General features: G+C 69.0%; 7 protein-coding genes. 3 read left to right on the forward strand and 4 right to left on the reverse strand.

Annotated features, from left to right (window positions below; translation table 11 throughout):
* Positions 1-2,263 (reverse strand): HelD family protein (locus ACFV4K_RS31035; protein WP_379279725.1); only part of this gene is annotated, 2,263 nt, incomplete at its 3' end.
* Positions 2,264-2,421: 158 nt separating this feature from the next.
* On the reverse strand, positions 2,422-3,756 hold the full coding sequence (locus tag ACFV4K_RS31040) for a diguanylate cyclase domain-containing protein (protein ID WP_379279732.1): 1,335 nt from the start codon (positions 3,754-3,756) through the stop codon (positions 2,422-2,424).
* 176 nt (positions 3,757-3,932) lie between these two features.
* On the opposite strand from ACFV4K_RS31040, the gene ACFV4K_RS31045 reads away from it, so the two are divergent.
* Entirely contained in the window at positions 3,933-5,078 is a 1,146-nt protein-coding gene (locus ACFV4K_RS31045) for a beta-ketoacyl synthase N-terminal-like domain-containing protein (RefSeq protein ID WP_379279726.1), read from the forward strand.
* A 29-nt stretch (positions 5,079-5,107) separates the two neighbouring features.
* On the opposite strand, the gene ACFV4K_RS31050 is transcribed toward ACFV4K_RS31045, so the two are convergent.
* Positions 5,108-6,850, reverse strand: a complete 1,743-nt coding sequence (locus tag ACFV4K_RS31050; RefSeq protein ID WP_379279728.1) for a GAF domain-containing sensor histidine kinase — start codon at positions 6,848-6,850, stop codon at positions 5,108-5,110.
* 71 nt (positions 6,851-6,921) lie between these two features.
* Positions 6,922-7,569 carry a response regulator transcription factor gene (locus ACFV4K_RS31055; RefSeq protein WP_357097132.1) on the reverse strand — a complete coding sequence of 216 codons (648 nt, stop codon included), beginning with the start codon at positions 7,567-7,569 and terminating at the stop codon, positions 6,922-6,924.
* Between the two features lie 261 nt (positions 7,570-7,830).
* On the opposite strand from ACFV4K_RS31055, the gene ACFV4K_RS31060 reads away from it, so the two are divergent.
* Together ACFV4K_RS31060 and uvrA are read left to right on the forward strand one after the other, a co-directional pair.
* Positions 7,831-8,667 (forward strand): sigma 54 modulation/S30EA ribosomal C-terminal domain-containing protein, encoded by an 837-nt coding sequence (locus ACFV4K_RS31060; RefSeq protein ID WP_379279730.1) that lies wholly within the window; start codon positions 7,831-7,833, stop codon positions 8,665-8,667.
* Between the two features lie 145 nt (positions 8,668-8,812).
* Positions 8,813-11,705: excinuclease ABC subunit UvrA (gene uvrA / locus ACFV4K_RS31065; protein WP_379279731.1), on the forward strand; the 2,893-nt coding region annotated here is incomplete at its 3' end.

Raw genomic sequence — 11,705 nt, forward strand, 5'->3', positions numbered from 1 at the left:
GCGGCAGGTCCTCGGTGTGCACGACGGCCAGCCGCTGGGTGGCGCGGGTCAGCGCCACGTACAGGTCGTTGAGGCCGCGCGGCGATTCGCTCAGGATCCGGTGCGGTTCGGCCAGGATCACCGCGTCGAATTCCAGACCCTTCACGTCGTGGACGGTCAGCACCCGCGTCGAATCATCGGATAGGTGACCGAGTTCGGCGGCCAGATCGTGCGGCACGATGACCGCCGTGGTGCCGGGATGCTCGGCCTCGGCCGCGATCAGCCGCTTGACCTCGTCGGCCAGCTCGCCCGCCGTCACCCGGGTCGCGGCCGGTTCGAAACCGGAGTCGCGGACCGAGCGCGGCGCGGGCGCGGCCGGATCGATGGCGGTCAGCACGTCCCCGGCCACCGCCATGATCTCCGAGGGCGTGCGGTAGTTGACGGTCAGCTCGGTGAGCTTCCAGCGTTTGGCCACATACGGTTCCAGCACCTGCTGCCACGACGAGGCGCCCGCCGGATCGCCGGTCTGGGCGACATCGCCGACCGCGGTGATCCACCGATTCGGGATGCGGCGCATGACCATCCGCCACGCCATGGCCGAAAGCTCCTGCGCCTCATCCACGATGACGTGCCCGTAGGTCCAGGTGCGGTCCCCGGCGGCGCGTTCGGCGGTGGTCTGGCGGGTGCGGACCTGCTGGCGCTCGGCGAGCTGGGAGGCGTCGATGAGGTCGTAGGCCATGAGCAGCTCGGGGTCGAGGTCGTCCTCGAGATCCTGTGGCGCGGAACCGGTCAGGATGTCGAGGGCGTCCTGCGCCTCGGCGAGCTGGGCGCGCCAGCGGCGGCGGGCGCGCTCACGGTCCTCGCTGTCGTCGATGCCGAGCAGTTCGGCCAGTTCGTCGAGCAGCGGCGCGTCGGCGTCGCTGAACTCGCCGCTGTCGGAGCGCTGCAGTTCGGCCCGATCGGCCGCGCCGAGCTGTCCGGCCGCGTTGGCCAGGCGCTTGGGATCGGCCCACAGCCCGCCCAGCACCTCCTGGGGGGTGAGGATGGGCCACAGTCCGGCGATGGCGCGCTGGATCTCGGCGTCGGCACGCATCTCGTCGCGGATCTCGGTGAGATCGGTCTGGCTCAACAGGTTTCGACCGCCCAGCGGGTTGGAGCCGATGGCGGCGGCGAGCTGGTCGGTGAGCGCGTCCACCACCGCGGCCGCGAAGATCGGCCGGGCCAGGTTGTGCGGGCGGCGCGAGGAGCGGGCGCGGCCGCGGGCCTTGGTGACGATCTTGCGATCGAGTTCGAGCTGGTGCCCGTCGAAGTAGAGCGGAATGGTCTCGCGCGGCACGTCCTGCCAGTCGCGCACCGCCTTCTTGAGCACCTCGAGCATGCCGAGGGAACCCTTGAGTTCCCCGGCGCGCAGCGAATCCTCCAGTGTCGCTTGCACTCCCGGGTACAGGTTGCCGACGGTGGAGAGCAGCACGCCGGTCTCACCGAGCGAGGGCAGCACCTGGCCGATGTAGTCGAGGAAGGTGGAGTTCGGCCCGATGATCAGCACACCGGCCTTGTCCAGCTGCTGGCGGTAGGTGTAGAGCAAGTAGGCCGCGCGGTGCAGCGCCACCGCGGTCTTGCCGGTGCCCGGCCCGCCCTGCACCACGAGCACGCTCTTGTGCTCGGAGCGGATGATCGCGTCCTGCTCGCTCTGGATGGTCTCGACGATGTCGTTCATGTGCCCGGTGCGGGCGGCGTTGAGGGCGGCCAGCAGCGCGCTCTCGCTGCCGACGCCGCCGTCCGCGCTGATCACGCCCGCGGCCTGGGCGGCCTCGAGGCTCAGGTACTCGTCGTTGACGCCGGTGACCTTGCGGTTGCGGGAGCGGATGTGGCGTCGCCGGGTCACTCCGTCGGGGGCGGCGGTGGTGGCCAGGTAGAACGGCCGGGCCAGGGGAGCGCGCCAATCCAGCAGCAGTGTCTCGTAGTCGGCGCTCTCGTCGAGGATGCCGATACGGCCGATGTAGCGGTTCTCGCCGTCGCCGTCGTTCTCGCCCGGGGCGATGTCGATGCGGCCGAAGCACAGGCCGTGTTCGGCGGCGTCGTACTTGGACAGATCCTCGGAGTAGAGCTGGGTGAAAGACTCGCGCTCACTGCGCGCCTGCGGGGTGCCGCCGGTCTCCAGAAGTACGGTGCGCAGCCGCCGCTGGGCGTAGGCGCGCATGCCGTCGAGCTGTTCATAGAGCTTCGTGAGGTACTGCTGCTCGCGTTCCAGGTCCGGGGATACCGCGTCAGCGGAATCGGGCACAGAACGCTCCTCGGTGAGGTCGGGCAAGACGGAACTCCTTGTTCACCACGTCCGCCGTGTGGGGACGGCGCGCGAAGCATCGAGAACAGAGTTGTCGAGTCTAGTGCGCCTTGCTTGCCCGCGCCGTATCGCGAGGTGACGAGGCGTGGGTGCCCGGGTTACGAGGCGTGGGTGCTGTCGGTGCGCCGCGTCAGCGGAGGGTTGTGGTGGTTGGGCGGCTTGGCCCGGTACATGGCCAGGTCGGCGTCGTGCAGCACGGCCTCCGGCGTGCGGGTGTCGCCGGTGTGCAGGTGGGTGGCGCCGACGGAGGCATCGACCTGGATGCGGTGTCCGCGCGCGATGATCGGCTCGGAGGTGGCCTGCCGCAGCCGGGCGATGAGGACGTCCAGATCATCGCCCAGGGTGCGCCCGGACAGCAGGACCAGGAATTCGTCGCCGCCGATGCGGCCCACCACGTCGTCGGCGCGCAGCCCGCGCTGCAGCCGCTGGGCCACGATCTGCAGCACGGTGTCGCCGATGGCGTGGCCGAGGGTGTCGTTGATGGTCTTGAATCCGTCCAGGTCGATGAACAGCACGCTCGCCACCGGCAGCGTCTCGGTGGTGCCCAGCGCCGCGGCCAGCTTCGACAGCACGAGCGACCGGTTGGCCAGCCCGGTGAGCGGGTCGTGGGTGGCCTGGTACTCCAATTGCCTTCGGCTGGCGCGGAATTCGGTGATGTCGTTGAACGACGACACCGCGGGGGAGTTGGGGTCGGTCGGGTTGAGCAGGCGGCTGTTGGCCGAGAGCCAGCGCCGCTGCCCGTCGGGCCGGTCCAGCCCGAACACGAACCGCGTCACGTCCTCGCCGGTGGCGAGGGTGCGGATGATCGGATACCAGGTCGAGGGCATGGGCTGGGCGTTCGCGTCGAGCAGGCACAGCGGCAGGTCGTCGATGTGGGCGCCGATCAGGTCCTTGGTGTCGTAGCCGAAGATGCGGCGCGCGGCCGGGTTGGCGGATTCGATGCGGCCGTCGCGGTCGATCACCACCACGCCCTCCTCCAGTTGTGAGACCACGGAGGTGAAGAACTGCTCGGCGCGCCGCTGGGCGGCCTCGGCGCGGCGCTGCGGGGTCAGGTCGTGCACGACGACCTGATAGGCCAGATGGTCGTGCCAGGCGGTCAGCACCGACACGGTCTCGACCTCCAGTGATTTCCCGTCGCAGCGCAGCAGGGTCATCTCGGTGGGGTCGGAGGCGGTGCCGGCGATGGTGAGCCGGCGGATGCGGTCGAGCATGGGCGCGACCGACGGCGGTGAGACGAAATCGGTGACGTGCCGGCCGATGACGTCCTCGGGGTCATCGGCGGCGAGCATGCGCAGAAGCGCCGGATTGGCGTAGACGATCATTCCGCGTTCGTGGACCACGATGCCGTCCGGGCTGAAGTCCACCAGGGACCGGTACCGCTGGGCCAGCTGTTCGGTGTCGGACGGGAGGCTTGCCCGATCGTTACCCACCATTTCGTTCACCCCCTGATCGTCGGTGCGGAACACGTCGATGGAGCACGGCACCATTCTGTTATCTGAAAATTTGCTGGTGCAGCTTGCCGAGCGTATTGAATGAAGTGCTGGAGAGGAGCGATGCAATGCCTGGCGCCAACCCCGTCTCGATTGCCGACGGTCAGCATCAAGATCATATGACGATTGCCGGTATCGGTGCCGTGACCGGGTACGGCTGGGGCCGAGAAACCCTCTGGGAGGGTTTGCTGAGCGGCAAGTCCGCGGCCCGGCTACATCCAGGGTACGGGCCCGGACGCGATCGGCACGGGTGGGTTGCGCGGATTCCCGAAGGCGGCGATCCGGACTTACCGCCGAGCCGCTACCTCCGCGCGGTCCTGGGCTCCGCACGCGAAGCGGTCACCGATGCCCGGGGCCGCGGCTGGCGGCCCGGCCGGACCGTCGGACTGCTGCACGCGATCGTGCTCGGCAACCTCGACGAATGGCAGGACTTCTTCACCGTCGACGGCGGACAGCGGCGCTCGCGCGACTATCTGCGGCTGATCCCCTCGACCCCGGTGTCGATGCTGATGAACGAGTTCGGCTTCCACGGCCCGGCCATGAACGTGAGCGCCGCCTGCTCTTCGCTCAACGTGGCCCTGGTCACCGCCCGACTATGGATGGACCACGGCCTGGCCGACGACGTGCTGGTGGTCGCGACCGACCTGTCGGCCTCACCCGACATGGTGCAGGCATTCGTGAATCTGGGCGCCGCGGTCTTCGACGCCGATCCGCTCGAGGCGTGCCGGCCGTTCCAGGAGGGCAGCCGCGGTTTCGTCTTCGGTGAGGCCTCGGTCGCGTTGATGCTGACCCGCCACGCCGACCGCCCCTACGCGGCGGTGCTGGGCGGAGCCATGACCAGCGACGGCTACCACGTCATCTCCGTCGAGCCGTCGTTCGAGCAGATCTACGACTGTGTGCACCGAGCCCTTGCCGCGGCGGATGTCCGCCCCGAGGAGATCGCCTGCCTCAATGCCCACGCCTCCGGCACCGCCCAGTGTGACGCGGCCGAAATCGCGCTGCTGGCCCGGATCTTCGACGACCGCCCGCAGGTGACGGCGCTCAAGCCGCTGGCCGGGCACTGCCAGGCCGCCTCGGCCGGAATCGAGATCGCCGCCGCGGCCATGGGCTACGAGCGCGGGGTGCTGGTGTCCGCGCCGATCGTCGCGCCCGCGTGCGCCCGCCTGGTGGACGGCGTACAGCCGGGCATCCGCGGCCTCACCCTGAAGACCGCGCTCGGCATGGGCGGCAACAACAGTGCGGTGGTGCTCGGCCCGCTCGCGTGACGCCGGTCGGTGCGGTCGGGTGACGCCGGTCAGTGCAGCGGTACCGACCAGTGCAGTTTGGTTCCCGTGGTGGCGTCCTCGTCGTCGCCATTGGTGTCGCGGCGCGGGTACACCGCCAGCCGCCCGCCCGACTGTTCGGCCCGGCGCGCCAGGTTGGTGAGCCCGCTGGGCGTGATGGAATCCGGGATCCCGCGGCCGTTGTCGGCGACCACGATGGTGAGATCGTCGGCCACCCCGATGTCGATGGTGATGGTGTCGGCCCCCGAATGCCGGACCGCGTTCGAGACGGCCTCGCGCACAACGGCTTCCGCGTGATCGGCGAGCGCGGGCTCGACCACCGACAGCGGGCCGGTGATGTGCATGAGCGCCCGGATGTCGGTGGCGGTGGTCTGCTGCTTGACCGCGCGCTCGATGCGCTGGCGCAGCCGGGTGCTGTGCCCTTCGCCGCCGTGCAGGTCGAAGATCGAGGTGCGGATCTCCTCCACCACGTCTTGCAGATCGTTGATCGCGTCCGCGAGCCGGCGCTGCACCTCGGGCACCCGCGCGCGCGGCACCGTGCCCTGCAACGCCAGCCCGATGGCGAAGAGCCGCTGGATGACGTGGTCGTGCAGATCGCGGGCGATGCGGTCGCGGTCGGTGAGGATGTCGAGTTCGCGCATGCGCCGCTGCGCCACCGCCAGCTGCATGGCCAGCGCGGCCTGATCGGTGAAGGCGGCGATCAGCTCCACCAATTCGTCGGAGTAGGGCGCGGATTCGGCCGAGCGCAGCGTGATCAGCACGCCCAGGGTGGAATCGGGCGTGTGCAGCGGCAGCACCAGGGCCGGGCCGATATCGGCGATCGGGGTGCCGAGGTCGATGTGGCGGCCGTCGTCGAAGCGCAGCGGGGTGCGGGTGGTGAGGGCCTGGCCGACCGCGGTCTCGACGGTGCGCACCGCGTGCCCGGCGGGCGGCTCGCCCGGCCCGGACCACTGCGCCACCACCAGCTCGGCGACCTTCTCGGGCGCTTCCTCGGGATCGGCGACCACGGCCAGCAGCGCCTGCTGGGAGGCGGTGAGTTCGCGCGCGTGCGCCACCACGTGGGCGAGCACCTTGTTGGGTTCGGTGTCGGCGAGGAATTCGGTGGCGATGTCGCGGGTGGCCTCGATCCACGCCTGCCGGGTGCGGGCCTGCTCGTAGAGCCGGGCATTGTCGACGGCGATACCGGCCGCGGCGGCCAGCGCCTGCAGCAGCACCTCGTCGTCCTCGGTGAAGGGGTGGCCGCCGGATTTCTCGGCGAGGTAGAGGTTTCCGAAGATCTCGCCGCGGATGCGCACCGGCATGCCCAGCAGGGTGCGCATCTCCGGATGGTGTTCGGGGTAGCCGACGGCGGCGGGATGACGGGTGAGATCGTCCAGGCGCAGTGGTTCGGGTTTGTCGAGCAGCAGCCCGAGCACGCCGTGGCTCTCGGGCATCGCCCCGATCTTGACCCGGGTCTGCTCGTCGATGCCGTGGAAGATGAACTGGCTGGGCTGTTGTTCGTGCCCGAGCACGGCCAGCGCCCCGTAGCGGGCGTCGACCAGGATGGTGGCCGCGCGCACGATGGTGCTCAGCGTCTGCTCCAGGTCCAGCCCGGAGGTGACCAGCAACATCGCCTCGACGAGCCCGTCGATCCGATCGCGGGCGTCGATGATCTGTTCGACTCGGTCCTTGACCTCGGTGAGCAACTCGCGTAATCGCAGCTGCGACAGCGTTTCACGCACCGAGTAAGGGCCGGTGCGGGGGGTGTCGTGCATGTATGTCCTGCGGTCCGGCGGATACGCCACGTCAGCGCGATTCTATGCGCGCCGAGATTGCCGTGCGGGTGTCATGCCGAACGTGGTTGTCCCGTACGCAATTTCGACGCCAGTACGGCCGCCTGGGTGCGGCGTTCCATCCCGAGTTTGGCCAGCAGCCGGGACACGTAGTTCTTGACCGTCTTCTCCGCCAGGAACATCCGTTCGGCGATCTGCCGGTTGGTGAGGCCGTCGCCGAGCAGGTCGAGCAACTTGCGTTCCTGATCGGTCAAACCGGCCAGCGGGCCGTCGAATTCGGTGCTGCGCCGCAGCCGGGCCATGAGGGCGGCAGCCGCGCGATTGTCCAGCAGCGAGCGGCCCGCGCCCACCTCCTTGATGGCCTTGGCCAGCTCCATGCCCTTGATGTCCTTGACCACGTAGCCGCTGGCGCCGGCCAGGATGGCGTCCATCATGGCCTGTTCGTCGGTGTAGGAGGTGAGGATCAGGCAGCGCAGATCGTCGATGTCGGCCAACAGGTCCCGGCACAGTTCGATGCCGTTGCCGTCGGGTAGGCGCACGTCGAGCACCGCCACGTCGGGGCGCAGTGCCGGGATCCGGGCCAGCGCCTGGGCAACGTCTCCCGCCTCGCCGACCACGGTCAGCTCGGGGTCCTCCTCCAGCAGATCGGTCAGACCGCGGCGGACGATCTCGTGATCGTCGACCAGGAAGACTTTGATCACGACGGCCTCCAGGATGTCGGTGATGCGCGGTCGGGTCGCGCGCGTGCGCGAAGGGTTCCGGCCAACGTAACCCGCGGCCTGGCAACGGGATACCGCCGAAGGTCCCTAATCTCCGGGCGAATCGGCGGCCCCGTGATCTTTTATCGGAGACTTTTCCCCAAAAGTGGTCTGGTTTGGGACCTTCGGCACTGTTCGGCCCGTGTGACGTGTGTTGCCATGGAGTCGGTTGCCGGGTCGGATACAGGGAGAGCGGGGTCGGCTATGGGCGCGTTCGATGTGTGGTCGAGTGGAATCGATCCGGATTTCGTGGTGACCACGCACGGGCCCATCCCGTCGGGGGAGGTGACCCGGGTGGTGCGCGGACTGGGCAGGGTATTGCGCCGCCACGGGGTCGACGGGCCGGTGCGGGCACGCTTGCACTGGCCCGATCCCGACGCCGGCGATCTCGAGGACGGCATCACCCTGGTGCAGGCGAGTGTCCGAGCGCTGGGGAAGGCGTTCCGGGTGCAGGTCGCCGGGCCGGGTCGGTTCGCCGCCACCTTCGCACTGGAACGGCTGGACCTGCGACTGGGCTGCCCGCCGGACGAATTGTCCCGGCCCTGGCCGGATCCCGCGCGCCCGTCGCTGTCCGCGATCACCGAGCCGCGGCCGATCGTGCGGCGCAAGGACTGCCGACTACAGGTGGCCACGCCCGCGGCGGCGGCGCGGGTGCTCGACGCCATGGACTACGACGCGCATCTGTTCATCGACGCCGACACCGGATCCGAGGCGGTGGTCTGCTGGACCGGGCCGCTCGGGGTGCGCACGCTGGGCCGTCCGCGTGACGGCGTGCCCATGCTGCGCGAGGACGAGGCGGTGGCCCGGCTGTGCCTGGGCGGGCTGCCGTACCTCTTCTTCATCGACGCCGACGTCCGCCGCGGGCGGCTGCTCTACCGCCGCTTCGACGGCGACCTGGCCCTGGTCACCGCGGCCGGGTCCGAGGAACGCGCCCGCGATCGGGAGCGAGCGCGGCAGCCGCGGGTGATCTCGAGCTGCGTGCGCCGCGCGCTGCCCAGCGCGGCCGGGGCCGCCACGGCGATCACCGAGAAGTCGGCCTGAGCCGGTGCGGGCGAGATCACCCTCGCCCTCGCAATAAACACACTATGACCAGCGTTTCAGCTCGCGTATCCAAACTTGTCGGTGGGTGCCCTTAGCATGGCGTCGGGGGTATGTCTGGATGCCGGAACGTTGGAAGGATGGCCAGGTGGCGGATCGCCTGACGGTGCGCGGAGCGCGGGAGCACAACCTCAAAGGGGTCGATCTCGACCTACCCCGTGACAGTCTCATCGTTTTCACTGGTCTGTCCGGGTCCGGAAAGTCGTCGCTGGCCTTCGACACCATCTTCGCCGAGGGACAGCGCCGCTACGTGGAGTCGCTGTCCGCGTACGCCCGGCAGTTCCTGGGTCAGATGGACAAGCCGGACGTGGACTTCATCGAGGGCCTGTCCCCGGCGGTGTCCATCGACCAGAAGTCGACCAACCGCAACCCGCGGTCCACGGTCGGCACCATCACCGAGGTCTACGACTATCTGCGTCTGCTGTTCGCGCGCGCGGGCACCCCGCACTGCCCGGTCTGCGGTCACCTGATCGCCAAGCAGAGCCCGCAGCAGATCGTGGATCAGGTGCTGGCGATGCCGGAGGGCACCAAGTTCCAGGTGCTCGCGCCGGTGGTGCGCACCCGCAAGGGCGAGTTCGTGGACCTGTTCGAGTCGCTGAACTCGCAGGGCTACTCGCGTGTCCGGGTCGACGGCGTGGTGCATCCGCTGACCGATCCGCCCAAGCTGAAGAAGCAGGAGAAGCACGATGTCGAGGTGGTCATCGACCGCCTCGCCGTGAAGCCGAGTTCCAAACAGCGCCTGACCGATTCGATCGAGACCGCGCTGCGGCTGGCCGACGGCATCGTGGTGCTGGACTTCGTGGACCGCGACGAGCACGCCCACGATCGGGAGCGGCGTTTCTCCGAGCGGCTGGCCTGCCCGAACGGGCACCCCCTCGACATCGAGGATCTGGAACCGCGGTCGTTCTCCTTCAACTCGCCCTACGGCGCGTGCCCGGATTGCACCGGTCTGGGTATTCGCAAGGAGGTCGATCCGGATCTCGTTGTGCCGGACCCGGATCTGAGCCTGGCCGAGGGCGCGATCGCGCCGTGGTCGCGCGGGCAGACCGCCGAGTACTTCACCCGGCTGCTGTCGGGCCTGGCCGAGGCCATCGGCTTCTCCATGGACACGCCGTGGAGTCAGTTGCCGCTCAAGGCCCGCAAAGCGGTGCTGGAGGGCAGCTCCGAGCAGGTGCACGTCTCCTACACCAACCGCTACGGTCGCAAGCGTTCGTATTACGCCGATTTCGAGGGTGTGATGCCGTTCCTGCAGCGGCGTATGGACGCCACCGAGTCGGAGGCGATGAAGGAGCACTACGACGGGTACATGCGCGACATCCCGTGCCCGGTGTGCGCCGGCGCGCGCCTGCGGCCGGAGATCCTCGCGGTCACGCTGTCGGCCGGCACGGAACGCCGCTCCATCGCCGACATCTCGGATCTGTCGATCGGCGATGCCGCGCACTTCCTGAACACCCTCACCCTCGACGAGCGGCAGGCCGCCATCGCCGCGCAGGTGATCAAGGAGATCCAGGCGCGCCTGGGCTTCCTGCTCGACGTCGGCCTGCAGTACCTGACGCTCTCGCGCGCCGCCGCCACCCTCTCCGGTGGTGAGGCGCAGCGCATCCGCCTGGCCACCCAGATCGGGTCGGGCCTGGTGGGCGTGCTGTACGTGCTGGACGAGCCGTCCATCGGCCTGCACCAGCGCGACAACCGCCGCCTGATCGAAACCCTCACGCGCCTCAAGAGTCTCGGCAATACGCTGATCGTGGTCGAGCACGACGAGGACACCATCCACGCCTCGGACTGGGTGGTCGACATCGGCCCGCTGGCCGGCGAGCACGGCGGCCAGGTGGTGTACTCGGGTCCCTACGAGGGGCTGCTGCAGGACAAGGATTCCCTCACCGGCGCTTACCTTTCCGGGCGCGAGCGCATCGACCTGCCGCTGGTGCGGCGGCCGATCGACAAGAAGAAGCAGCTCACCGTGGTCGGCGCGACCGAGCACAACCTGCGCGACATCGACGTGAATTTCCCGCTGGGCGTGCTCACCTCGATCACCGGCGTCTCCGGTTCGGGTAAGTCGACGCTGGTCAACGACATTCTGGCGACCGTGCTGCAGAACAAGCTGAACGGCGCGCGTCAGGTGCCGGGCCGCCACACCCGGGTCAACGGCCTCGATCACCTGGACAAGCTGGTGCAGGTGGACCAGTCGCCGATCGGCCGCACCCCGCGCTCGAATCCGGCCACCTACACCGGCGTCTTCGACAAGATCCGCACCCTGTTCGCGGCCACCACCGAGGCCAAGGTGCGCGGCTATCAGCCGGGCCGGTTCTCCTTCAATGTGAAGGGCGGCCGCTGCGAGGCGTGCTCGGGTGACGGCACCCTGAAGATCGAGATGAACTTCCTGCCGGACGTGTACGTCCCGTGCGAGGTCTGCCACGGCGCGCGGTACAACCGCGAAACCCTGGAAGTCCACTACAAGGGCAAGACCATCGCCGAGGTGCTGGACATGCCGATCGAGGAGGCCGCGGACTTCTTCGAGCCGGTGACCTCGATCCACCGCTATCTCAAGACGCTGGTGGACGTGGGTCTCGGCTATGTCCGCCTGGGCCAGTCGGCTCCGACGCTGTCCGGCGGTGAGGCGCAGCGCGTGAAGCTGGCCGCCGAACTCCAGAAGCGTTCCACCGGCCGCACCATCTACATCCTCGACGAGCCCACCACCGGCCTGCACTTCGAAGACATCCGCAAACTGCTGACCGTCATCAACGGCCTGGTCGACAAGGGCAATACGGTGATCGTCATCGAACACAACCTCGATGTCATCAAGACCTCCGACTGGGTCATCGACATGGGCCCCGAGGGCGGTTCCGGCGGTGGCATGGTCATCGCCCAGGGCACCCCGGAAACCATTGCGGCGGTGACCGAGAGCTACACCGGCCAGTTCCTGAAGGGCGTCCTCGCAGACCAGTCGCCCGCCCTCGCCGCACCCGAGCCCGCCAAGAAGG

The sequence above is a fragment of the Nocardia sp. NPDC059764 genome (assembly GCF_042732555.1).
Lineage (GTDB): Bacteria > Actinomycetota > Actinomycetes > Mycobacteriales > Mycobacteriaceae > Nocardia.